This is a genomic window from Paenibacillus brasilensis (assembly GCF_009363115.1).
Lineage (GTDB): Bacteria > Bacillota > Bacilli > Paenibacillales > Paenibacillaceae > Paenibacillus > Paenibacillus brasilensis.
In genome coordinates this window covers 679984-704164 of the sequence record NZ_CP045298.1, presented here as the reverse complement: position 1 = coordinate 704164, position 24181 = coordinate 679984, and the positions used below count along the sequence as shown (strand labels likewise).

The window sequence follows — 24181 nt, the reverse complement described above, 5'->3', positions numbered from 1 at the left end:
AGCTAGTTTCTCAATCGCATTGTATTCGTTCTTCTTAGACAAAGGAAAACTCCCCTTCAAGTAGCGGTTTATTTATTAAACCTGTCTACTTGAAGGGGGGCATATCAAAATCGGTAGCCTGTTCCGTATTTTAAAATAGCGAGGTTACGAACTTCACCTCCGGAAAGCGGCTATCCGGTCCTTTCATTAAGATTCCGCCTTGATTTTTCAGATACATATCGAAGAAATCCAGCATATAGGCATTGATAACGGAATTCGCTCTTTCGGGCGCAATCTTTCCTGTAATGCCCAGCATTTTGAAAATCGGAGAAATGAACTGTACGTCGGCAAAATTCAAATGCTCCGTATTTTCGATATAGAGGACTTGTCCCCCTTCGTCGACCGTTTCGCGCATCCGTTCAAGCTCCAACTTTTTATCTTCCGTTACTTGATCCTCCCACTCTCTTGTTGATCCTATACGGTTAAGCTCTGCATCCGTGTAGACCCGGTTATCCATCACCATTTTTAATTTTTCAAAATAGCTTTCCGAGTTGATGAACAAAAACGGCTTTCGCAGACCCTCTCTGTCACGCAGTCGATAAAGTCCTCCATCAAAGTCTATTCCAACCGCGATTCGCGGATCGTAAGAAGCGTCATAGGCCGTCGCTCCGCCGATGGAATGACCGAATACCCCGACATGACCGAGATCAATCCTTCCTTTTAGATGACTTGGAATCTGCCCCGATTGGATGAGCTCAAATTGGTCCAGCGCAAACGCCACATCGCCGGTTAAAACTTTTCCCAACTTGTCGCGGTTTCTGCTTTCCGTCCGGTAATCATGGTCGGGCGAGAATAAGTCGTTGGTTGTGCTGGTCGTGATTCGACCGTCCGGAAACTCGGTTGCGAATGTATTGTAGGTGTGGTCAATCACTGCCACGATATATCCATGACTCGCGAGATTTTCGGCTTGCGACGTGTGGAGGAACCTGGAAGAGCCGTTGCCGGGATTCGCAAGGATCAGCGGGTATGAAGTCTGTGCCGAAGAGACTTCGGCCCCCGAATAAGCATGACTGGATACGTACTTCAGGTGTTGAAACGTAAACCCGGGAAGGCCATAGTTCGCGGCCATATAACGTAAAATCTGGGTATCGGGAATAAAGGGAGCATACTTGCCGGTGCCAGCTTGAGCCGGATACCATACCTGAACCATCAATTCCCTCTTGCCTGTCGCGGTTTTGCCAAATGTCTCCTCCCGGCTTGGATCGATGAAATGAAGGACTTGCGTGCCTACCTTCAACTCGCCGGTTGGCGCCGGAAAGTCGAATACGGGAAACACATAGAGTAAGCACCCCGTTGCGATTAGCCCAATCACGATAAAAAGTCGGCCCAGCACCCTACGGATTCGCGAGGCGGTCCGAACGACTTTCGGCGTTATGAAAACGTCTATAAGCGAAAGCATAAGCATTAGGATCGTAAATCCGTATAAAAATAAAAGCTGAACCCTGTATCCTTCGACAAGCAAATGTATCACTAAAAAAATGGAGCCTGCTCCGCTTGTCAGGAGCAAAGCTGATCTTCGGATACGTTGATTGAAAATGAACAGGAGTGCCAACAAACAAGCACTTGAAAAGAATAGCAGTATTTCAAAAAACCTCACGCCAACTCCCCCTTAAAAATAATCCTATCAATGGATTAGTATAGAGGAGCAGCTAGGTTGGTACCATTGATCTAGATGACAATTGCCTTACACTCTTGTAAGGTTGCGCGACGATGGCGCAGAAAACGGAATGTAATGTGATGATTCCTGCCTTTCGGCCGGGGGTGTTTGTTTCACAATTATGAAGACAGCTCAATTCTTTGCGAAATATCATAGACGAACCCTCCTTGCTCGCATAAAAAATTAATCATCCAATATCTCTTATAGTAAAGTGTTAAACCTTAAAATACGCCAAGAAGTATCCAGCTCCTACTTTCATAAATATAAAGAGAGTTAAGCAACTAATGACTGCATCCCTCCAATCTCAACTACAATGATTTTCAGAACTCGGCTTCTTGCTTCGTTTATGGAAGGATTCAAAGGCGAGATTGACCGAGACAGCGGAAGAAATGCGGATTTAAGTGAAGATGTTATGTTGCGATATGCTGTTATGTAGGGGTAATTGAGTGGTGGATCCGGAAAGGAATGCCCTATCCGCCGCATGTCATGGCCAACGGATGTTGACATATTTAATTACAGTGGACATAGAAAACAGACCCCGTCACCGGGGTCTTTTCGCTGTGCGGTGTCGGAATGGTGAGGATGAACGGAAATCGCAGCATACAATCTCCGCGATTTGCTCCATGGCCGCTTGCGAAGGATGAACCAGATCAATCGATTGGTTTTCCGGCGACCATCCAGGAGCTTGGGACAAGCTGTTACCTCGGTCAGCATCACTTCCGCTAACTTGTTAAATCATAATTCAGCATCAAATAGCCCTCATCTAGTTGAAACAGGTGGGGGCTATTTGATGCTTACGCCAGTAACACTTTTACTGTACACTGTCGCAACACCTTGAAAGAATTATTGTCCAATTTGCTCTAAGATTTGTGTGTAAGCATTCCTGTAATGATTGGGGTTAGGATCTTCTCCTATTATTTTGGGTATATCAAAGTCAGACAGCAGGAAATGGTGTTTGGGTTGAACCTCATGCCTTGCTAAGCAACTCTTGCAGCAGGACAAGGGACAGCCATCAATTGCAATGATGTCACGTCCCGATTTTGCTGTTCTGACAAGTGGTTTGACATCCCCACCAACACCAGCAATGCAGGACATTTCAGCGACTTTTTCACGATCCATTTTTATAGCGATCATGTTAGCGGTTTGTGCTGCGGAGGAACATCCAGAACATGAATAAACAAGAGGTAGATCAGTTCTTTTCATCTTTGTACACTTCCCTGTTTTTCTTTGTGTTCAATCACGGTGATTTTAACTTAAATTTACAGACTAAACCGTGATCGTGGTCACGACACATTTTTTCAAAATCTATTATAGGGCTAACTGTGTGTATGCTAATCCGCCAGATACCCCTTTTTAGCTTAATTTTTCTAATAGATAATTAGCCTTATCTAAATATAAATCTGGATCGTCTTCCTTAATTACCATTAAAATTTCTTTGATTCTCTGTTTAGTTGGACTTTCGAATTTTTCCAAAGCCTCACCGTAAGAAATTAATAAATCCTTTGAATTTAAAAGTGTCCGATGGATTCTCTCTGTCCAAAATTTTGCATGGGGTAACATCTTGGGAGTACCCAAAGCCAATTTATATAAACCCACTTCTAAATCATACGTAATGTATTCGAATCAAAGAGCAGGAAAGTATACTTAGCCGTCATTTAGCCGGATTTGAAGTTATAAACCGCATGGGAGATCCTTCTCTTCAGCCGGTATTGGCAGAATTGGAGCAGGCTGTAGGCAACGAATTCTCTGTAGAAATGGATTATCGCACAAGTCATCAAGAACAACCCCAAAATAGGGGGATAGCCCCCTATGGAATGGTTTACTGGAACAGTAAATGGTATACTGTTGCATTTTGCCACCTAAGAAATGAGATCCGTAGCTTTCGGGCAGATCGGATTCTACAAATCAAGCGTACTCCAATCATATTTAAGCGTTCTGAGGCTTTTTCGGCTCGTGAATTTTTTATGCAAAATCTGTTACCTGGTTTAGTGGGCAAGGACGGTTTAATTTCTTTAATGATCGAAGGCAGGTCAGCGGCATTGGATGACTTATGTCTGCATTGGTTTTTGGGGCATCATCTGAAAGAGCGGACCTCAAATCAAGCAATCTTTTTGCTTGAGGAAAAATCACTTCATACATATGTCCCTTATTTACTCCTACCCTACGGGAAATCCATTCAAGTCATCGAACCACAGAGTTTGAAGAAAAAGCTTGTTGCTGTTGCGTCGGAGTTAATGGAATATTATCAACGTTAAAAGCTTCACTGACAGCAGATGTCAGTGAAGCTTTTTTATAATGAGGATAATCATGGATTACTGAGGGTTGGTATCACTTGATAAATTATAAAATAAGGAGAACCTGTAAATGAATAGTGCGGTATATCTTTATGTGTTTGACACCATGGCAGACTGGGAAATAGGTTACTTAACTGCCGAACTGAACTCGGGGAGATATTATAAGAAGGGGCTGATTCCATCCAAAATAGTTACTGTGGGAATTGAAAAGACCCCTGTAACTACCATGGGCGGATTGAAAATCCTGCCTGACATCAAACTGGATGAGTGCAGCATTGAGAGCACAGATACATTGATTTTACCCGGTGGAAATACATGGACAGAAACCATTCACCAACCCATCTTAAAAATTGTGGAGAGGTGCTTAGAGGAAGGTATATGGGTTGCAGCGATTTGTGGTGCTACCATAGGACTTGCCCAGGCAGGATTGCTGAATTCACGTTGGCATACAAGCAATGATCTGGAATACCTCAAAATGACCTGTCCCACATACACGGGCGAAAAATATTACAAAATGGAGTCTGCTATAACGGATGGAAAACTGATCACTGCATCTGGAACAGCTCCGTTGGAATTTTCCGTACACGTTTTGAAAGCTCTGGGTGTGTTTTCTTCTAAAACATTAGAAGCGTGGTATAATCTAAATAAGACTCGCGCATCCAAATATTACTATGAGTTGATGAATTCAATCCAATAAAGGTATAAGCATAAAACTGAACTGTTACGATCATTTAAAGGAGGAGTTAAAATGACTGAAAGCAGAGAATATATGGGAGTTTCAGGTAAATATACAAAGAATGGAATACCCAACGGCTTTACATCTATTACCCCATTTATAACAGTGAAGAATCCTTCTGAAGCAATAGAGTTCTATAAAACGGTTTTCAATGCAAGGGTTAAGGATATTACCGAATATCCTGATGAGAATGGCAATAAAATCATTGTTCATGCGGAATTAGATTTTGGAAATGGTTTTTTGCAACTGGGAGCAGCGAATCCGACGTATAAATTGGTCTTGCCGCCAGATGGAGACAATGCGTGTTATTCTTTGGGAATTTACGTAATGAATGTTGATCAGGTATTTGAAAATGCGGTAGCAAGAGGAGCAAAAGTAAGGGAAAAGGTTGCAAACTTTGTTTCAGGTGACCGATTCGGAAGTATATTGGATCCTTTTGGAGTAAGATGGTCTATTATGACTAGGATCGAGGATCTATCAGAAGAAGAAAGTAGTCGGAGGGTTGCTGAATGGGCCAAAAGCTTTAGTGGAGAATAAATGCAATCATTTTTTTGGTAAAGTGTATTAAGCGTGACAGTTTGCTGAAATGATGTAATAGAAATTCTGGTGGCCCTTAAAGATGTGTTAGGAGCCACCAGTAAAAACTAATTTACGATATTGTTACATAATAAGAGCCAGCTATACTTTTACTGTATACTATCCTCTTTAGCCCCTTAGTGAACTTGGACACTAAGAGTGTATATGGATTACACTACTAGTGATAAGGGGCTGAGAAAATGACACGAAATAAACATTCTAGAGAATTTAAACGCCAAATCGTCAAGGAAGCCATCGAAACCGGGAATAAGGCAGCTGTAGCCCGGAGATATGAAATTGCCGTCAATATGCTTCACCGTTGGGTAAAGGAATTTGAAGAAGGTAAATATGGTGAAACTTCACTGGAAACCATACATGGACTAGATTCCAAAGTGCTTTCCCAAGAAAATGATCAATTGAAGAAACTACTGGGTGAACAGGCACTAGAGATTGCGATACTGCGTGACTTGATAAAAAAGAAAAACCCTCATTTGCTGAAAAAGTTGAAGTAGCAGAACACTACATTTGTGAAGGATATGCCGTCACGCTTATGCTACGACTGGCCAACATCCCGAGATCTAGTTACTACTACCATAAAAATAGAAAATTGATCGAGAAAACAGCAAGTAGGGGACGACAAAAGCCAGGATATTCGCTGCGTTCGGACGGCGTAAAAGTACCGGATGCTCAGATTATGGAACGGATTATGGAGTTGATTTCTGCAGACGGCCATGCGTATGGATACCGAAAATTAACCGTCGCTTTACGCCGAGATGATGGCCTAATTATTAACAAAAAGAAGGTCTACCGATTGTGCAGAGAATTGAACATCCTGCGACCACAGCGAAAAGTGAACTCATCTTACCCACGGAAACTGGCACGAAATCGGATGATTACGAATTCGAACCAACGGTTTGAGACGGACATTAAGTACGGTTATATTGCAGGAGAAGACCGATTTTTCTTCATTCAGTCTTGCCTCGATGTTTACGACCGTTCTGTGGTTGCTTACCATATAGGATTGCGGTGCGAGGCCAAAGATGTGATCCGAACGTTACAAACGGCCTTGTTTAAGAGACAATTATTTGAGGTGCAAACCAAACCTGTGATTCGTTCAGACAATGGCCCTCAGTTTATTTCTCATGGGTTTGAAGCTGCCTGTAAAAGCTTTGGAGTGGAGCATGAACGCATTCCTCCACGAACACCGAATATGAACGCACATATTGAATCTTTTCATAGGTTAATGCAGGATGAATGCTTGGCTCGCTACGACTTTGAAACGTACAGCGAAGCTTATGAAGCCGTCACGGAATTCATTCATTTTTATAATGAACGAAGAATTCATTCCGGCATTTGCGATTTGTCGCCGTCTCAGTTTTATGAGAAAAACCAGATAAAACCGATTCCGATCCGAGAAGTTCGTGTATAATTTCAAAAACGAAGTCTCGATGAGCAAGAGAGAGTTAGTGTCCAAACTTAGGGGGTTAATCCGTAATGTAGCGACTGACTGAAGAGCAGTGCAGAGAGGTTTAGGGTGTCGAGATAATATTATTCATTTAGTTGTAATTATATAGCTTCTAAGTTTGATATAATCACTTATCTTGAATGTTTAGTAGTCTTATTTTATCTTGTATACTAAATTGTTCTAATAATCTTATCTATTATTCTCTCATTGCTACGTATTCACGTACCACATCCAGCATCATCCTTTGCTACACTTTGAATAAAAAGGAGATGATAACTTGGATACCCAACCTAAGATACTAAAGAGCATGGAACATACAAACTCATCTGAAAATACAGCTAAAGAATACGAGAGCTTGGTACAGCAAGAAGACGAACACATAGAGAGACTTAAAACATGCACAAAGCTCATTTGGGATGCGCTGGCTATTATTTCTCAAAAGGCAAGCGTACTTCACATGGAAACCGTCAAAGAAGCGGCCGACCATCTTCATATCATGGAACTAGATTTGCGCAGAGAACTGTTTAAAGTTCGATTGAAAAAAAGTATTTTAGCAAACAAAATGAAGCAAACCCAAGCATAGCAGCGGAGGGGACGGAATCGTTTTGAAGAAGCGGAGCGTTCGGCTGAAAGCTTTCCGTAGGAAAGCTGCTTCGTAAGTATAACCTTCACCGGATTTTTACCATTAAACTATAATCAAAAAAATCTGGGGGCAACAGCGACCGGAAGAATGATCCGTCCACGTAGCGACCTAAGATGCACATACTTGCTCAATCCACCCAGTAATCAATTTGCTGAAATAACCCGACATGGCCTTTCACGGTCTGATCGGGTTTTCTCATTTCCCCTCCCCAATCCCCGCCAATAAATCTTCACTCCACCCAAACACCGAACACACCACCCGGATGGTTACACCCACTCCCAACATCATGTATAGTAAAGTTATGGGAAATAAACATGAACCCGCATATTATCTTGATCGCTTAAACGTACAATAGGAAACATGGCAAAAACGAGGAGGAATGTGATGATACATCCAACACAGATTCAGGATATGCTGCAAGCCGCGCTGGAGACGGGTGGAGATTTTGCAGAGGTGTTCGTCGAGGACCGCACCAATGGACAATTGGGCATGACCGGAGGCGTCGTGGATACGGCGCTGTCAGGCCGGGATTTTGGAATTGGCATTCGGATCATGAAGGAGCATTTTTCGGTGTATGCCTACACCAGTGACTTGAGCGAACAAAGCCTCATTAGACTGGCCAAATCTGCCGCCAGGGCCATTCGCGGAGGTGGAGCACCAGGTACACACACCATTACACTCCATCCCCATACGATTCCTAACCAACATCCGATTGCGATCATTCCTGACGGTTCACAGAAACGCGCCAAGATCGACATGATGAGACGGGCGCATGAGGCGGCAAGCCAATACGATCCTTCCATCACGCAAACCTCTATTGGGATTAGCAACTCGATCCAGAACGTACTGATCGCCAATAGCAATGGACTACTGGTGGAGGATACCCGCACGTATACACGCATGAGAATAAGCGCTATTGCGACGGCTGGGGAGCATAGACAATCCGGCTTTCGCGGGCCGGGAGCGTACGCAGGAACCGAATTCCTTGAGAACCTGAATATCGAAGAAAATGCGAGACACGCCGCCCGTATTGCGTCCACGATGGTCAAAGCGGGATATGCACCCAGCGGCAGACTGCCTGTCGTGATTGAGAATGGCTTTGGGGGCGTGCTTTTTCACGAGGCTTGTGGACATGGGCTGGAATCTACGGCGGTGGCCCATGGAACGTCCGTGTTTGCGAATAAAATCGGGCAGCAGGTGGCTTCACCGCTCGTCACGGCTGTGGATGACGGAACGATTCCCAACGCGTGGGGCTCGCTCAATATCGATGATGAAGGAGCGTCGACACAGCGCAACGTACTGATCGAGAACGGCATTTTAAAAGGATATCTGATCGACCACATGGGCTCGCGCCAGATGGGTGTGCCTGCGACGGGATCAGGACGAAGACAATCCTATAAATTCGCGCCTGCATCCCGTATGAACAATACGTTTATTGCGAATGGAGAGTCCACTCGTGAAGAAATCATTGCCAATACGGAGTACGGGATCTATGCCAAATCGCTGGGCGGCGGTTCGGTGAATACTTCAACGAGCGATTTTAATTTTGCAGTTGAAGAGGCGTATATGATTCGCAACGGTAAGATTGCCGAGCCAGTCAAAGGGGCAACGCTGATCGGAAAGGGAATTGAAACCCTGCAAAATATTGATATGGTCGGCAACAATCTAGATCATGGTCAGGGCATGTGCGGCTCGGTCAGCGGAAGTCTTCCGGTCAACTGTGGACAGCCGACGATTCGCGTGTCTGAAATGACCGTCGGCGGACGGAAGGGGGAATAAGCGATGAATATTCAGCAATTTCAGGAAGCGTTGTTCACGAAGGGACGGGAAATCGGCTACGCGGATATGGAAATCTACTATGTGAATGGACGTTCTACCTCGGTAAAGGTGTTGAAGGGAGAAATTGACCAATATACAATCGTCGAAAATGGTGGACTTTCCTTTCGGGGCGTCATTAACGGGAAAATGGGCTATGCCTCTACGGAGAAGCTGGAGCCTGACGTGATCGACTTTTTATTGGAAGAAGCCCGCAGCAACGCAGATATATTGGAGAGCGAGGAGCAGGATGAGCTGTTCGAGGGCTCTGAAAGCTACCCTGAGCAGCCTGCCTATACCGTCGAGCTAGCCGACACGGCTCCCGAGATACTTATCGAAGCGGCGCTAGAAATGGAGCGCACAGCGCTTGCCGCAGATCCACGGATTGTAATGGCTCGGCATTGCTCGGTCAGCATTCGTGAAAATGAGGTCCTGATTGTTAATACAAAGGGATTGCATTGCCATCGCCGCAAAAGTCTGGCGACCGCATATGTATACGTCATCGCAACAGAACATGATGAGACCGTTACCGGGGGCTGGCATGATTATTCCCTGCGGAGTGTGGAAGATATCGATATTGCAGATGTGGCGCACAGGGCGGTACAAGAGGCTGTTTCCCGTTTGGGGGCTCACACGATTCAATCGGATAACTATCCGGTCATTTTCCGTCATGATGCAGCAGCGCAACTGCTGGCTGCGTATACGACGGTATTTTCAGCGGAGTCGGTGGATAAAGGCTTTTCGCGATTGGCTGGGAAACTGGGGCAAAAGGTGGCAAGCGAGCGCATTACGCTGATTGATGATCCGCTAATGGAGAATGTTCCGGCAGGCAGCACGTTTGATGCCGAAGGCAGTGCGACGCGCCGCAACGAGATCATCAAGGACGGAGAACTACAGACGTATTTCCATAACCGCAAGACGGCCCGCAAGGCTGGGGTGGAAAGTACCTCTAATGCTTCCAAGGGCGGCTATAACGGTAAAATTGGTGTGTCGTATCATAATCTGTATGTGGAACCAGGCACCTCTACGTTGGAGGACATGATCCGCAAGACGGATCGTGGGTTGATGATCGTCGAGCTGCAAGGACTGCATGCGGGTACGAATACGGCGTCCGGTAATTTTTCGCTGGCTTGTCTGGGATACTGGATTGAGCAGGGGCAAGTGGTCAGAGCGGTCAATCAGATTACCGTCTCGGGCAACTTTTTTGACGTATTGCAGCAGGTAGAGGAAGTTGGCAACGATTTGCGTTTTACGGGAAGCTGCACCTCCCCTTCGCTCAAACTGGCTGCACTCTCGATTTCAGGCTCCTGATGACTGAAGCAGCCTTCCTTTTTCCAGATTTACGGCCTGTTTTTGACGTCTCGATTGCCTGACGATTACAGATGCCTGATGCATCAGGGTATGGTAAAGTAGGAGAAAGTCTTTGAAATATGAAAAAAAGGCTTGGTTACAGCACCGCGACAGGGTATTATAGACAATAATATATTCGAAAAAAGGTTCGAATTGAATTTTTATTGGGGGATGTATATGAGATATATAAGCACTAGAGGTCGCGTAGAAGCCAAGGGATTTATTGATACCGTACTCATGGGGTTAGCTGACGATGGAGGTCTGATGGTACCGGAGCAGATTCCGACCGTGTCGGCAGCTACTTTGGAGCAATGGGCAACATTGAGCTACAGAGAGCTGCTGCTGGAAGTTTTTGCGCTGTATATCAATGATGAGATTCCTCGTGAAGATTTGGAACAACTGGTGGAGCGCAGTTATGCGAGCTTCCGTCACCCGGAAGTTACGCCAGTGAAGAAGATCAACGATTCCCTGTCTATTTTGGAGCTGTTCCATGGACCTACGTTTGCGTTCAAGGATGTGGCGCTGCAATTTATGGGTGAATTTTATTCCTACGTGTCCAAAAAGCAGAATGAGATCATTCACATTTTGGGTGCAACCTCAGGCGATACGGGAGCGGCAGCCATTCAGGGCGTGCGTGGCAAGGAAGGCATCAAAATCTGCATTTTGCATCCGCATCAAAAAGTGAGCAAGGTACAAGAACTGCAAATGACGACGGTAGACGATGAGAATGTACTGAATCTGTCCGTAAAAGGAAACTTTGACGATTGTCAAAAAGTCATCAAGGACCTGTTTGCAGATTTGGACTTCAAAGGCAAACATCATCTGCGTGCGATTAATTCGATTAACTTTGTACGTATTTTGGCGCAGACGGTATATTACTTCTATGCCTATTTCCGGGCCCAGGAGTCAGCGGGTACGAAGAAGATCAATGTCAGCGTGCCATCCGGCAACTTTGGCAATATCTTTTCCGGCTTTCTTGCGAAGAAAATGGGCTTGCCGATCCATAAGCTGATTATTGCAACGAACGAAAATAATATTTTGGAGCGCTTTGTGAAAACAGGTGAGTACAAGCCAGGCGACTTCAAAAGCACGCATAGTCCTTCCATGGACATTCAGGTGGCAAGCAATTTCGAAAGATACCTGTACTATTTCCTCGGAGAGGATGCATCCAAGGTATCTGAATACATGAATAACCTCAAAACCGAGGGACGGATTGTGATCGGTGCAGAGGATTTGAAACGGGTACAGCAGGATTTTGAAGCGCTTGGTGCTTCGAATGAGCAGTGTCTGGAGCTGATCAAAAAGTATAAAGCCGAATACGATTATTTGCTGGACCCGCATACGGCTTGCGGTATTGCCGCGTATGAGGCGTATAATGGCGCGGACGAAGTATGTGTGACCTTTGCGACAGCGCATCCGGCCAAATTCGATGAAGCGATCCGTCTGGTGGACATTAAGCAGGAGTTCCCGGCGCAAATTGAACAATTGTTCTCCAAGCCGCAGCACCAGCAGGTGGTTGAGCATGACGAGGCAGAAATTGTGCGTCAGCTTGAAGCCTTTTATGTGTAGAAGAACATTTCAATGCTGAGTTACATCCTAATTAGGATGGGGAAAAGAGGCTACGCCCTGTGCGCGGCCTCTTTTTGTTACCTCCACATTTGCCGGATAGGCTGTATGTCCACAGAAATAGAGGAAATGATATACGGTATGATTTCGCCTGTCTAAGTTGAGAGTTAGCTTCATTCGTTCACATAATTGTCCCATATGGAGTGAGGTATAGAATATGTGAAAATCGTGAAAAAAGCCCGTAAATCAAGGGATTTAGCTTTAGGAATATAACAGGGAATGACAGGTTTATAGAGTTATTTAATGAAGGAGACAAAAATTTTTTATAAGCAAATCAGATGTATTTATATAAAAAATCATGTATAGTTAACTAAATTTTATGAATACATAAAGATCCACTCTCACAGATGCAGGATCAAGTCGTCTATCATCTAACAGAGGGGCTAATCATAAAGGGGTGTATTGAAAAGTGACCATTATCCGTACAGAGCAGAGTCAACAGGCAGCAGCCGAATATGTGCAGTCCGTTTTTGAGAAGGTTATCGCGCGCAATCCTCATGAGAATGAATTCCATCAGGCCGTCAAGGAAATACTGGATTCGCTGGTCCCGGTGCTGGCTAAGCATCCCAAGTATATGCAGCAGGGGCTTTTGGAGCGGCTGGTGGAGCCGGAGCGTGTCATTACCTTCCGTGTACCTTGGGTGGATGATGCAGGGAATGTACAGGTCAATCGTGGCTTCCGCGTACAGTTTAACAGTGCGATTGGTCCTTATAAAGGGGGAATTCGCTTCCATCCATCCGTGTATCTGGGAATCGTCAAGTTTTTGGGATTCGAGCAAATTTTCAAAAATGCATTGACGGGCCTTCCTATCGGTGGTGGCAAAGGCGGTTCGGATTTTGATCCTAAAGGGAAATCGGATAACGAGGTCATGCGCTTTACACAAAGCTTTATGACCGAGCTGTACAAATATATCGGCCCGGATGCCGACGTTCCGGCAGGGGATATTGGTGTAGGCGGGCGTGAGATCGGTTACATGTTTGGACAGTACAAGCGGATACGTGGTGGACATGAAGGCGGCGTCCTGACAGGTAAGGGAATTCACTACGGCGGCAGTCTTACGCGTACAGAAGCGACTGGCTATGGCTGTGTGTATTTTGTAAATGAAATGCTGCATGCCCAAGGCACATCCTTTGAGGGAAAACGCGTTGTCGTGTCGGGTTCGGGGAATGTATCCATTTATGCGATTGAAAAAGCACAGCAGCTCGGTGCTACAGTCGTGGCATGTAGTGACTCCAATGGTTATATCTATGATCCCGAAGGTATTGACTTGAAGCTGGTGAAGCAGCTTAAAGAAGTAAATCGCTTGCGGATTAGCGAGTATATCCAAGAGCGTCCAGGCGCAATCTATACAGAAGGCTGCTCCGGCATCTGGTCGATTCCGTGTGATATCGCATTGCCATGCGCTACACAGAACGAAATTGACGAGCATGCAGCACAGCTGCTGGTGAGCAATGGCGTAAAAGCTGTAGGCGAGGGTGCGAATATGCCATCCACGCTGCAAGCGATTGAAGTATTTTTGGACAATGGAGTGCTGTTTGGACCAGCCAAAGCTGCCAATGCAGGCGGAGTTGCGGTCTCGGCGCTCGAAATGTCTCAGAACAGCATGCGTCTGTCTTGGAGCTTTGAGGAAGTGGACGCCAAGCTGCATGATATTATGAAAAATATCTATGCTAACAGCGTGAAGGCGGCTGAGGAATACGGCGTTCCGGGCAATCTGGTTGTCGGTGCGAATATCGCAGGATTTGTTCGTGTGGCTGACGCGATGCTATCCCACGGGATTGTCTAACTCAAGTGGCAGCCTAGGAAACTTGCAGAGAAATAAGCGAGTACACGTATATTGAATAAGCAAGCAAATAAAAAATAAAGCTGAGTGTTCCTTACGGGGGTGCTCAGCTTTATTTGAAAAGAGTTACTTTATTTTTCTCAGGGACTTGATTTATTTTTAAGGAGGATGTATATTACTTGATAGATCAATGATTGATAGATCAACGGTTGTATCACAAAGCCCAGCGATATTTTACGGAGGAGGGATTGCTATCACCCCAACATCATCTGAGGCTGAGTCTATTTTTGACATGCTGTTGCTGCTGAATAAAGAGATTAGCTGCAAGTTTGAGCGTTGTGCAGGCATCAGCGCATCCAGATTACAGCTGTTGTGCAAGTTGTATCAGGTGGAGGAGATTAGTCAAACCCTGCTGCAAAAAGAGATTGGTATCGACGGGGCAGCCGTGACCCGCCATTTGAAGCAGCTTGAGGCGAATGCTATGGTCACACGACGCACCAAGCCCGAGGACAACAGAATTACCTTGGTAAGCCTGACTGATTATGGACGTGAGCGCATTATCACCTTCAGACAGGAGCGTTCGCAGTTTGTAGATCGGCTGCTCCAGAGCTTCGACGAGGCTGAGCGGCATCAGCTAGCTGATATGCTGCGAATCATGAATGGTCACATATCCGATATGGACTGACTGAAATTCCATAATATTATATCCCGTAGGGAATAAGGAGAGACTTGAATGAATAATACGAATACATCCAATATTGTAAAAACGAATGATTTTAAAGAAATTGCACTGGGACGCCGTTCGGTAAAAGTATACGACCCGTCCGTGAAGATCAGCCGCGAGGAAATGACTGAGATTTTGACGGAAGCTACACGCGCACCATCTTCCATTAACCTGCAACCTTGGCGTTTCCTCGTGATTGACAGCCCTGAAGGTAAAGCAACACTGGCGCCATTGGCTCGTTTCAACCAACGTCAAGTGGAGACATCTTCGGCAGTGATTGCGGTATTTGGGGATTTGAACAATTTTGACAATTTTGAACAAATTTTTGGAGAAGCTGTAGAATTGGGCTATATGCCACAAGACATTAAAGAAATGCAACAAGAAAAAGTGGCAGCCCATTTTGCAGCGCTTGATCCAGTTGTGAACAAAGAAACGGTCCTCATCGACGGTGGTCTGGTATCCATGCAGCTGATGCTGGTGGCACGCGCTCATGGCTACGACACCAACGCTATCGGTGGCTATGAAAAGGATAAAATTGCTGAAGCTTTTGGTCTGGACAAAGATCGTTATGTCCCTGTCATGCTCATTTCCATGGGTAAAGGACTCGACGAGGGCCATCCGTCTACACGTTTGCCTATTGATCAGATTGCCCAGTGGAAATAAGGGAAACGAACAAACATCTATACGCAAAATAAAAAAACAGGCGGACAAAGGACATTCCTTTGTTTCGCCTGTTTTTTTATGCCTGATACAACGAAGATCCGGGGCTTGATGACGTTATCAGTCTTTCAGGGTTCTTTTTACTGTATTCTCTCCCGACATCTATTCAGGGTCAGCAGTGTCACTCTGAGGAGGGTGATAGTGCTTGGGCCATATAATTTGATGTGAAGTATGGCTAAGCTCCTCGTAAAATAACGGACCTTTCTTGAATAGGCGTATGACCAGATGGAAAAAGAACCATCCGTTCATCACCAACAGCAAAAGGCTGATCAGAACACTCACCCAAGGAGACACTTGGGACCACAGCACAGGTCCACCCAGCACATAGTTAAGCCCGAAATATAACCAGTACAATAGGCTGTAGCGCTTGATGAGCTCCCACAGGGAAATTCGTTTTCCGGTCCCTGTAATATGAATACGCACCAGCCATTTCCCTGGAGTTTTCCCATTCGTCAGGTAAGGGACGATCATAAAGTACACTCCGCTGGACACCCAGAAAGCAGCAGACACATGCAAGGATTCCATAATCCCGAGTAGCCCGATCCAAACGATAGAATCGACGAAAAAGGCTACGCCCCGTCTGGTATAGGACACCCGCTTGGTCGTAATGTCCAAATGCTTGTCCAGATGCTCCAAGCGGGGAAGAAAGCGTGAGAACCATTCGCCCAACAGAAAGCCCAGCATACCGCCCAATGTATTAGCCATCAGATCGTCCACATCGAACACGCGATACGCATGGTCAAAAAATCCGTACAGTCCTGTCAATTGCGTTATCTCAAAGAAGAGGGACAGGGCAAAGGATAGAATCAGGCACCATCCCCATCGTGCACGGAAATAATAACGCAAGAACATGCCAAATGGTACGGTCATAAGAACGTTAAAAGCCACTTGCAGGAAAGCCCGCTCCTTCAATAAATGAAGATAGCTGGAGGGATGAGCAGGTGAGACAGACGTTTCTCTTATAATGTCGTGAATGAATTGCAAGGGTATTAATTGCAACGCTCCTCCAGCTAATGCTGCGTTATGACGCGATGACGGAAGCGGTAAAATGACCAAAAAGAAGGCGTTCATCAAGTATAAAAGCATCAGGTAAAGCAGCCATGCTCTAGCCTTGTGAATATAGCCATGTCTTCGATACTGCACAATAAGAAAAGGCAGTGTAAACAATAGCGCAGCAAAAGGAAACGCCAGAAAAGCATATGAAACAGGAAACAGATACGATTGAATCATGAGCTGCTTACGCCTGCTTTCTCCGGAACTTCACCAAAGACCAGACGATCAAGAATGCCATGAAAGCCACACATACGCTGATGCTGATCCGATTTTGCGGGTCAAGCAGGAACAGGAGTGCAATCACCCACAGACATCCGACGGTTATTGCGGTGATATAAGGAAACCCCCATATTTTGAAGCTGGGCTCTATGGGATAAGATTTGCGTAGTTTCAACTGGGACAAGCAAATACAACTCCAGACGAGCAGCACAACAAAGCCAGGCACGGCCATCAAAATGCGGAACAGTCCATCCTGAGCAATATAAGCAACCATGGAACCGACAATCAGAACCACGGCGCACAGTTTGAGACTGTTTATTGGAACTCCGTTTGAAGACACGCGGGCGAGTGATTTAGGCCCTTCCCCATTGACGGCCAGTGAATGCAGCATGCGTGTAGCACCGTAAATCCCCGAATTGGCGGCAGACAGTACGGCAGTGATCAGGATAAAGTTCATGACATGGGCCGAGCCTTGAAGCCCTGCCGAAGACAGTACCTGTACAAACGGACTGGTATTCGCATCCAGCTGATTCCAGGGAATCAAGCCACAAATAATGAGGATCGGCAAGGTGTAAAACAGGACAACCCGCAAAATAAAGCTTTTAACTACCTTAGGCAGCACTTTTTCCGGATTTTCGGTCTCCGTTAACGTCAGACCAATGAGCTCGGACCCTCCATAGGAAAAGGTAACTACCAGCAGTGCCGAAAAAATAGCCAGCCAGCCATTGGGTAAAAATCCCCCATGCTGTGCGTAATTGCTCAGATAAGGTGGAGTTTCCGTGGGGATAATGCCGAATAGTATACAGCCACCCAAGGCGATAAAGATGATAATCATGGCAATCTTAATCCCTGCAAGCCAAAATTCCAGCTCCCCGAAGCCTCCGACACTCAGCATATTAACGATGATAATGAAGGCCGCACTTGCTAAACTGAGTACCCATAAGGGAACATCCTGAAACCAGTATTGCAGGAAGCTTCCCGCTGCGATGACCTCGATGACACAGACAGCCAGCCACATGAAGCAATACAGCCAGCCGATGATAAAGGAAAGCCGTTCTCCAAACGCTTTACGAATAAAATCCTTCATATTCATGTTAGGATAGACGGTGGCCATCTCGGCAATTGCTCCCATAACGACCAGAAGCAAAAGCCCTGCAAAGACATAGGATAAAATAACTCCAGGTCCTGCCAAGCTAATCGTTTCGGTACTTCCTTTAAAGATACCGGTCCCGATGACCCCGCCCATAGCCATAAAGGTAATATGCCTAGGGCGCAGCTTTTTGTGCAAAGTTGCTTCATTTGATTTCAATCTGAAATCCTCCTTTATAAAGTGTATAGCTTCAGCATAGCCCAAACAGGGTTACTTCAATTAGACTTATACTACATGAAAATTAACGATTAGGAAATGAAAGAAATAGGATCTGATAGAGAGATTGAAATGGATAGAGGACAAACTGAAGAAAAACAGAGGCAGAATGATTTCGCTGAGGATTGCTTTATCAGCGGCCATTGTGCCTCTTATTGCTCAACTTGATGATATTTTAAGTGATCATGCAGGGGGGCATGGAGATGTGTTAATCTGACGCGGTTTCGCACTGCGGCGAGGAATTAGCTCCGCAATATTCCCTTAGCTCGTACCTGTTTGAGCCATCCTGGGAACTCGTTCAGCAGACGGTCGTACAATTCTGCGTCTGTCACGGAGTCGATGTCATCCAAGGCAAAAAAATCTGCATTATCTACTACGCGACCGTGCAGATCATCTAACTTTTGAAGGACTCCGTAATCGGCATTACCAAGACCAACAAATTGCCAGAAAATCGGGGTTCCAGAACACTCGATTAGCAAATTTGATATTTTTTCCGTTTCATAGACACCTCCGTCACTGAAAAAGATAACGTAGGTAGGGATCGTATTGTTAGGATCTTCCTTTGTATATTTAAGTATGATATCCTTCATTACTTCAGGCTCATTGTTGCCCCATCCTACTCCAAACAAACGAGGCTTGGGATAAGTTCGTTTAACGTAATTTTCGTAATTTTGTTCTGTGGCGCTTGGTGTCCGTTTGGCTCTGTCCGCAAAAAACCATACATCCATTTCACCGTCATCATCCATACAGATGGCTACAGCCAACACACGTTCGAAGGCTTTTTGCACGGTTCCACCCGTATAAAGTTTAGACATAGAGTCAGAAGCGTCGAATACAACCGCTACTCGTGCTTTTTCACGGTCTATTTGCTTTTTTTTGAGTGAAATTTGGACACTCTGCTTAAGTAAATTAATTTTTCCGCTACCGGGAAAGGAAGCCTCCATCTCCGCTTTGGCATTCGCTGTATTCGGTCTAGTATCAGATATATTGGACTGTACAGTATCCGGCGGTGCTGCTGACGGCTCCCCTTCTTCCACGGTAACCCCATGAGCCTCGGCAAGCGGCTTCAGTCCTCCGTTGAAACCACGCCCAACTGCGCGAAGCTTGAAGCCAGACGTATGGCGATACACCTCTGCAAGCACAAGCGATGTCTCACTAGTAGCCTCGGTGATACTGTAGGTGATATGGGATTGCTTGCCTTGAGCAGTAAGAGAGCAGCCGACCACATCGGCAAAAGTACCTGGACCGTCCAATGTGGCGGCAAACACACACTTATCCACTCCAGTTCGTTCCAGTTCTTTGAGTGCTATAGTAAATTCAGTGGTTTTGTCGTTCGGACGCTGTAACCGTACATGTCCATGCGGGTCAGCAGGTTGATTGTAAAAAATGAAATAATCATCTGAGGAAACCTTTCCGTCTGCTCCTACCATAAAACAACTAACATCCAGTTCAGCTGGTGCATGCTTCCATGTAATGGTGACCCGCACTGTATCCTCTTTACCGAAAGGTGCATTAGCTCCTGTACTCAATACCATGTGGGAACCGCTCATGCTGTCAAACCCCCTATGTATTTTAAATATTGTATTTATACAAATTGTACCATGGAAATGGTATATTCGCCTTGTTTCGCGCAGAAATAATTGTCTCATGGTAGACACAGAAAAAGATGATATATAATGAGGTTGGTTTGGAAAAAAAGTATGATATTTATGAAGCGGAGGCTTTGATACGTGAAGCAGGATCGGCAAAAGCAGACAGATTCTCACACCGGGATGAGCAAGGGACATGAAGCTGATGAGCTGAACAAGCTTCTGTCCGTATGGCTCCATTCGTCGATCCGTGTCATGGATGTCCGGCACATTCGACTGGAATCGGTAGAGCTGTTTCGACCGTATCGTCTTCCAGCGCATGCTTTTGTTTTTGTACTGCAGGGTAGCGTGCGCTTGGCTGGTGATTGGAAGGATACATCACATTCAGGATATGTAGTGCATGGCAGGATCAAGAGGCGCTATCCAAGATTCAGGCTCAGGGTCGGTTCTATGATTTTGCATATGAATGTATACGCCAATTGCAGGAACCGCAGGCTCGAACCTCCACGCGGGATGTCGTGACACAGGCGATTTGATTTATGCAGGTTCATTATGCGGAGTCCATAACGCTGGAAGTTTGGCCGGATTATTGGAATGCAGTCCTAGACACCTTACCCGATTATTTAAAAAACAAACGGACTGTAGCCCGATTATGTACTTGATCCAGCTGCGGATGGTTAAGGCGAAGGAGCTTTTACGGAAGACGGATGCCACTTTACAGGATATTGCTGGGAGTGTAGGGTACCCGGATGGCTATTTCTTTAGTCGGGCATTCAAAAAATATATCGGTGTATCACCGGTTCATTATCGGAACAGCTTATATTCATCTGCTTTAGTGAGAAATACACGTCTGGATAATCCATTAAGCATGTCCGAATGTTCCATTGATTCGATAAGTGGCACCCTGCATACTGTTATTGAGGATAATAATCATTATCAAAACTATGATGAAGGGATTTTACGAATGAATAGAAACGCAAGGCATTCCATGGCATTTATTTTATTGCTTAGTTTTACCCTGCTGCTCAGCGCCTGCTCAGGCACATCCAGTCCTGCGGCAACGGAAGGTACTAGCCAAGGGAGCAACAATACAGCAGCGGAGCAGACATCACAAGAAAGGGTGCTGAAAGATGCACTTGGGCATGAGGTGAAGGTTCCGGCTCAGCCTCAGCGTGTGATTGCTTCGTATCTGGAGGATCATCTGGTTGCACTGGGTGTTAAACCCGTAGCTCAATGGTCGGTAGGTAAAAATTCGGTACAGGGTTACTTGCAAAAAGAACTGAAGGATGTTCCTACCATCGCTTCTGACCTTCCATTTGAAGCCGTTCTGAACTTCAAGCCTGATTTAATCATTATGGACAGTGCGAGCATGGTAGAGGGCGACAAATATAATCAATACTCTAAAATCGCTCCTACCTATGTTGTAGGCAGTAATATGAATAACGATTGGCGTCAAGAGCTGTTGACCGTGGGTGAGGTGCTGAATAAGAGCAGTGAAGCGAAGCAGGCATTAAGCAGCTATGACAAAAAGGCGGCAGAGGCCAAGGCCAAACTGAGCCAGACGATTGGACAAAAAACCGTAGCAGCCTTGTGGGTAACGGATAAAAACGTGTATGTCGTGAACCAGAGTCTATCCAGCGGTGATGTATTGTACAAGGACTTGGGCTTCAAGATTCCCCAGGTCGTACAGGAAATCTCCAAGACTGCCAAGGCAAACTGGAGCAATTTATCACTGGAGAAGCTGGCAGAGCTGGATGCGGATTATGTTTTTATCGTGAACAGCAAAAATGTAAGTAAAGAAGATATTATAAAAGATCCTGTATGGGCGGGAATTCCAGCTGTAAAAGCTGGCCATGTATACGATTTTGGCAAAGATTCGAGTTGGTTGTATACAGGGACCATTGCGAATGGACAAATGATTGACGATGTTCTGAAAAGTGTAATTCAATAAATTTGGAGAAAAATTAAAAAGGCGCTACTCTTCTTGACGGTCGCATGCCGCAGGGAGGGAGCGATTTTTTTATAAAAAAGATGTCTGCATAAGGGCAGACATCTGAATTTGCTTCTATATTAGGATTGCGGAGATACCAGGATTTTAACTTGATTTTTCTCTTTCAGGAGACCTTCAAAGCCTTGCTCAATCACTTCTTCGAGCTTAATACGTTTAGTCACCAGCTTGTCAGCAGGGAAATATCCTTTTTCCATCAAGCTGATGACAGCCGGGAATACATCACGGTAGCCGATAATACCAGTCAGATTGCGTTCCTTCATGACGATATTGTTAGGCTTGATCGGAGCTTCCTTTTCAAAAATGCTGACAATCATGATTTGTCCGCTGATTTTAGTAGATTCGATCGCTTGAGTCAGCACAGGCGGTACTCCAGTGACTTCATAGGCTACATCTACGCCGCCGTTGGTCCGTTTGTGCAGCTCCTGCACGACATCATAGGTCTTAGGATCAAGCACGATAGCACCCAGCTCTTCAGCTTTAGCTTTACGCTCCTCGGAAAGCTCTACTGCATATATTTCAGATGCACCCGAAGCTTTCAACGCTTCAATAACCAGCAATCCGATAGGACCAGCGCCAAATACGACGGCTTTGTCGCCGACTTTCAGCTGGCTTTGACGAACAGCATACAAAGCAACGGCCGAAGGCTCTACCAAAGCTCCTTGCTCGAAAGATACGCTTTCTGGAATTTTGTGGACCATGTGCTCGTCAGCTGCGACATATTCAGAAAATCCACCGCCGCCGCCTGCCAAACCGAGGAAGCCCATTTTATCGCAAAGGTTATATTTGCCTTGTTTACATGCATCACATTCTCCACATGCAAAAACCGGCTCTACGACTACACGGTCGCCAACCTGAATCTTGGTTACACCTTCGCCGATTTCGACCACTTGTCCAGAGAATTCATGTCCCATGACGATCGGAGCTTTTTCACCAGTCAATGGATGCTGAGCATCTTGGGGAATGAAGATCGGTCCAGCTACATATTCATGAAGATCACTTCCGCAAATGCCGCACCATTCTACTTTAATTTTTACTTTTCCTGCCAGAGCAGCGGGCTGCTCAATGTTTTCCAAACGTAAATCTTTTACTCCATGCCATCTCAATGCTTGCATGTCTTGTCATCTCCTTGATGAATATATGATCATTGCCTCTATAAAAGTGAATGAATAAGGAAACGTTTCCGAAAAATAATATGTCACAATTTTTACACATTGTCAAACCAAATTCATACAAAAAGCACTTGATTTTTTTGTGAATATAATCACTTGTGACTACAGTGCTATATTTGACTCGTTGCTTTGTACAAAAGAAATTTCACGAACTTCAGGTCAAGCAGGGACTAGAAGAAAACGAATTCAATTTTTAGAGACTCATTCTGTGGTATAATATCTATATTAGAGAGTTTATGTTCATAGATAGAAAACGATTCCGAGCGTGAAAGGATTTTGGGTGTGTCAGAGCAAAAGAAAGTAACCATAGAGGATGTAGCCAAGCGGGCAGGAGTCGGTATTGCGACTGTCTCCAGAGCTATTAACGATAGTGAGGGCATCAGCCCGAGGACGAAAGCTTTGATTTTGCAGGTGATTGAAGAAATGGGGTTTACACCCAACACCTCTGCACAGAGTTTAAAGGTACGTCAGACACGCCAAATCGCGCTGGCCGTGCCGGATATTCGTAACGCGATCATTCCTGAGATTGCTTGGTCCGTGGAGCAGGCTGCGAAGCAGCACGGTTACCGTGTTGTGCAGATTAATACCGCCGGCAATGCCAGAATGGAGCTTGAAACGGTTCGGGAGGTTAAGAAGCTGCATGTGGACGGGCTTATTATAATGCCGCTTGCATACCCCAAAATGCTGGTGGATCTGATCAACAAGGCCAGCGTTCCTGTATCCATTATTAATTATGGCAAGAAGCTGGGCGAAAATGTCAAAGCGGATATCGTCAGTCTGGCCCGGCAAGAGGGACGGCTTGTGATGGAGCATTTGCTTAAAATCGGGAGAACGAGAATCGCTTACGCAGGTGCTGCAAAGGACAAAATCGAGGAAAGATACTTTGCTTATGAGCAGTCTCTCCAGCATGTGGACCCTTCACTCGTTTATTTTGGCGATGATTTCTCCTTTGAGACAGGACTGCGTGCAGCCGATTATTTTCATAGCTTGAAGCATATGCCGGATGCTATTTATGCGGTTAACGATATGGTGGCGATTGGCATTGTCAACCGTTTTAAGGATCTGGGCGTCAAAGTGCCGGATGAGGTTGCTGTAGTCGGCATTGATAACAATTTGTGGGCAACGGTAACGACGCCACAGATCAGCTCTGTTTCCATTATGGGGGAAGAGGTGGCACGATTGGCTACGGAGCTGCTGCTCAAGCGGATTCAGGAACAGACACCAGGGGATTATGAGCGTGTCCAATTTGAGCCCCGCCTGATCGTCAGGGAATCAAGTGTATCCATGATTCGCAAGCCTACGGTGGGACTTGACTGAACCTAGAAGTTTAAGGTGACTCTTCTCAT

Annotated in this window: 21 protein-coding genes and 2 pseudogenes; 16 read left to right on the top strand and 7 right to left on the bottom strand. The window is 45.5% G+C overall.

Annotation, left to right across the window (positions count from 1 at the left end; genetic code table 11):
* Window positions 1-130: 130 nt before the first annotated feature.
* Window positions 131-1636, bottom strand: coding sequence for an alpha/beta hydrolase family protein (locus GCU48_RS03210; protein ID WP_152379031.1), 1506 nt, complete (start codon window positions 1634-1636; stop codon window positions 131-133).
* Window positions 1637-2003: 367 nt separating this feature from the next.
* Here GCU48_RS03210 and GCU48_RS27610 point away from each other — a divergent pair.
* A pseudogene (locus GCU48_RS27610) lies at window positions 2004-2200 on the top strand (TetR-like C-terminal domain-containing protein); the annotation flags it as partial.
* Between the two features lie 339 nt (window positions 2201-2539).
* On the opposite strand, the gene GCU48_RS03200 reads toward GCU48_RS27610, so the two are convergent.
* Together GCU48_RS03200 and GCU48_RS03195 are read right to left on the bottom strand one after the other, a co-directional pair.
* Window positions 2540-2899, bottom strand: a complete 360-nt coding sequence (locus GCU48_RS03200; protein ID WP_025720635.1) for a putative zinc-binding protein — start codon at window positions 2897-2899, stop codon at window positions 2540-2542.
* A gap of 150 nt (window positions 2900-3049) precedes the next feature.
* Entirely contained in the window at window positions 3050-3277 is a 228-nt protein-coding gene (locus GCU48_RS03195; protein WP_244316059.1) for a hypothetical protein, read from the bottom strand.
* A gap of 28 nt (window positions 3278-3305) precedes the next feature.
* Between GCU48_RS03195 and GCU48_RS03190 the strand changes: the two are divergent.
* The 12 genes and pseudogenes from GCU48_RS03190 to GCU48_RS03135 form a co-directional block, all read left to right on the top strand.
* Window positions 3306-3951: pseudogene (locus tag GCU48_RS03190) on the top strand (helix-turn-helix transcriptional regulator); the annotation flags it as partial.
* A gap of 109 nt (window positions 3952-4060) precedes the next feature.
* Window positions 4061-4687, top strand: coding sequence for a type 1 glutamine amidotransferase family protein (locus GCU48_RS03185; RefSeq protein WP_152379029.1), 627 nt, complete (start codon window positions 4061-4063; stop codon window positions 4685-4687).
* A 51-nt stretch (window positions 4688-4738) separates the two neighbouring features.
* Complete coding sequence (locus GCU48_RS03180) at window positions 4739-5263, top strand: VOC family protein (RefSeq protein ID WP_152379028.1); 525 nt, start codon at window positions 4739-4741, stop codon at window positions 5261-5263.
* A 239-nt stretch (window positions 5264-5502) separates the two neighbouring features.
* Window positions 5503-5814 carry a transposase gene (locus GCU48_RS03175; RefSeq protein ID WP_010345122.1) on the top strand — a complete coding sequence of 104 codons (312 nt, stop codon included), beginning with the start codon at window positions 5503-5505 and terminating at the stop codon, window positions 5812-5814.
* Between the two features lie 38 nt (window positions 5815-5852).
* Window positions 5853-6731 (top strand): IS3 family transposase, encoded by an 879-nt coding sequence (locus GCU48_RS03170; protein ID WP_152379027.1) that lies wholly within the window; start codon window positions 5853-5855, stop codon window positions 6729-6731.
* Between the two features lie 313 nt (window positions 6732-7044).
* On the top strand, window positions 7045-7350 hold the full coding sequence (locus tag GCU48_RS03165; protein WP_244316057.1) for a hypothetical protein: 306 nt from the start codon (window positions 7045-7047) through the stop codon (window positions 7348-7350).
* Window positions 7351-7794: 444 nt separating this feature from the next.
* On the top strand, window positions 7795-9189 hold the full coding sequence (locus tag GCU48_RS03160) for a TldD/PmbA family protein (protein ID WP_152379026.1): 1395 nt from the start codon (window positions 7795-7797) through the stop codon (window positions 9187-9189).
* A gap of 3 nt (window positions 9190-9192) precedes the next feature.
* Window positions 9193-10536: a TldD/PmbA family protein gene (locus GCU48_RS03155; protein ID WP_152379025.1), complete on the top strand. Its 1344-nt coding sequence runs from the start codon at window positions 9193-9195 to the stop codon at window positions 10534-10536.
* Window positions 10537-10752: 216 nt separating this feature from the next.
* Window positions 10753-12144, top strand: a complete 1392-nt coding sequence (gene thrC, locus GCU48_RS03150) for a threonine synthase (RefSeq protein WP_152379024.1) — start codon at window positions 10753-10755, stop codon at window positions 12142-12144.
* 466 nt (window positions 12145-12610) lie between these two features.
* Window positions 12611-13987, top strand: coding sequence for an NADP-specific glutamate dehydrogenase (gene gdhA / locus GCU48_RS03145; RefSeq protein WP_152379023.1), 1377 nt, complete (start codon window positions 12611-12613; stop codon window positions 13985-13987).
* 289 nt (window positions 13988-14276) lie between these two features.
* Window positions 14277-14669, top strand: coding sequence for a MarR family winged helix-turn-helix transcriptional regulator (locus GCU48_RS03140; RefSeq protein WP_152382090.1), 393 nt, complete (start codon window positions 14277-14279; stop codon window positions 14667-14669).
* A gap of 48 nt (window positions 14670-14717) precedes the next feature.
* Window positions 14718-15371: a nitroreductase family protein gene (locus GCU48_RS03135; protein WP_152379022.1), complete on the top strand. Its 654-nt coding sequence runs from the start codon at window positions 14718-14720 to the stop codon at window positions 15369-15371.
* A gap of 159 nt (window positions 15372-15530) precedes the next feature.
* Here the strand turns inward: GCU48_RS03135 and GCU48_RS03130 are convergent, their stop codons facing one another.
* From GCU48_RS03130 to GCU48_RS03120, 3 genes are all read right to left on the bottom strand, one after another.
* On the bottom strand, window positions 15531-16658 hold the full coding sequence (locus tag GCU48_RS03130; protein WP_152379021.1) for a VanZ family protein: 1128 nt from the start codon (window positions 16656-16658) through the stop codon (window positions 15531-15533).
* 7 nt (window positions 16659-16665) lie between these two features.
* Window positions 16666-18009: an amino acid permease gene (locus tag GCU48_RS03125; RefSeq protein WP_152379020.1), complete on the bottom strand. Its 1344-nt coding sequence runs from the start codon at window positions 18007-18009 to the stop codon at window positions 16666-16668.
* A 299-nt stretch (window positions 18010-18308) separates the two neighbouring features.
* Window positions 18309-19616, bottom strand: a complete 1308-nt coding sequence (locus tag GCU48_RS03120; RefSeq protein WP_152379019.1) for a VWA domain-containing protein — start codon at window positions 19614-19616, stop codon at window positions 18309-18311.
* A gap of 180 nt (window positions 19617-19796) precedes the next feature.
* Here GCU48_RS03120 and GCU48_RS27605 point away from each other — a divergent pair, with 180 nt between their 5' ends.
* Both GCU48_RS27605 and GCU48_RS03115 read left to right on the top strand, forming a co-directional pair.
* Entirely contained in the window at window positions 19797-20177 is a 381-nt protein-coding gene (locus GCU48_RS27605) for a hypothetical protein (protein WP_244316056.1), read from the top strand.
* Window positions 20122-21606, top strand: a complete 1485-nt coding sequence (locus GCU48_RS03115) for an AraC family transcriptional regulator (protein ID WP_244316054.1) — start codon at window positions 20122-20124, stop codon at window positions 21604-21606. Before GCU48_RS27605 ends, GCU48_RS03115 begins: the two co-directional genes overlap by 56 nt.
* A 119-nt stretch (window positions 21607-21725) precedes the next feature.
* Here the strand turns inward: GCU48_RS03115 and GCU48_RS03110 are convergent, their stop codons facing one another.
* Window positions 21726-22778, bottom strand: a complete 1053-nt coding sequence (locus GCU48_RS03110) for a 2,3-butanediol dehydrogenase (RefSeq protein WP_152379018.1) — start codon at window positions 22776-22778, stop codon at window positions 21726-21728.
* A 339-nt stretch (window positions 22779-23117) separates the two neighbouring features.
* Here GCU48_RS03110 and GCU48_RS03105 point away from each other — a divergent pair, with 339 nt between their 5' ends.
* Entirely contained in the window at window positions 23118-24152 is a 1035-nt protein-coding gene (locus GCU48_RS03105; RefSeq protein ID WP_152379017.1) for a LacI family DNA-binding transcriptional regulator, read from the top strand.
* Window positions 24153-24181 lie beyond the last annotated feature (29 nt).

Excerpts from the sequence above, each read along its gene's own strand:
- GCU48_RS03120 (WP_152379019.1), bottom strand. The coding sequence starts at position 19,616 with ATGAGCGGTTCCCACATGGTATTGAGTACAGGAGCTAATGCACCTTTC.
- GCU48_RS03180 (WP_152379028.1), top strand. The coding sequence starts at position 4,739 with ATGACTGAAAGCAGAGAATATATGGGAGTTTCAGGTAAATATACAAAG.
- GCU48_RS03155 (WP_152379025.1), top strand. The coding sequence starts at position 9,193 with ATGAATATTCAGCAATTTCAGGAAGCGTTGTTCACGAAGGGACGGGAA.
- GCU48_RS03130 (WP_152379021.1), bottom strand. The coding sequence starts at position 16,658 with ATGATTCAATCGTATCTGTTTCCTGTTTCATATGCTTTTCTGGCGTTT.
- thrC (WP_152379024.1), top strand. The coding sequence starts at position 10,753 with ATGAGATATATAAGCACTAGAGGTCGCGTAGAAGCCAAGGGATTTATT.
- GCU48_RS03110 (WP_152379018.1), bottom strand. The coding sequence starts at position 22,778 with ATGCAAGCATTGAGATGGCATGGAGTAAAAGATTTACGTTTGGAAAAC.
- GCU48_RS03175 (WP_010345122.1), top strand. The coding sequence starts at position 5,503 with ATGACACGAAATAAACATTCTAGAGAATTTAAACGCCAAATCGTCAAG.
- GCU48_RS03170 (WP_152379027.1), top strand. The coding sequence starts at position 5,853 with ATGCTACGACTGGCCAACATCCCGAGATCTAGTTACTACTACCATAAA.
- GCU48_RS03135 (WP_152379022.1), top strand. The coding sequence starts at position 14,718 with ATGAATAATACGAATACATCCAATATTGTAAAAACGAATGATTTTAAA.
- GCU48_RS03140 (WP_152382090.1), top strand. The coding sequence starts at position 14,277 with ATGCTGTTGCTGCTGAATAAAGAGATTAGCTGCAAGTTTGAGCGTTGT.
- GCU48_RS03185 (WP_152379029.1), top strand. The coding sequence starts at position 4,061 with ATGAATAGTGCGGTATATCTTTATGTGTTTGACACCATGGCAGACTGG.
- GCU48_RS03160 (WP_152379026.1), top strand. The coding sequence starts at position 7,795 with ATGATACATCCAACACAGATTCAGGATATGCTGCAAGCCGCGCTGGAG.
- GCU48_RS03115 (WP_244316054.1), top strand. The coding sequence starts at position 20,122 with ATGTATACGCCAATTGCAGGAACCGCAGGCTCGAACCTCCACGCGGGA.
- GCU48_RS03200 (WP_025720635.1), bottom strand. The coding sequence starts at position 2,899 with ATGAAAAGAACTGATCTACCTCTTGTTTATTCATGTTCTGGATGTTCC.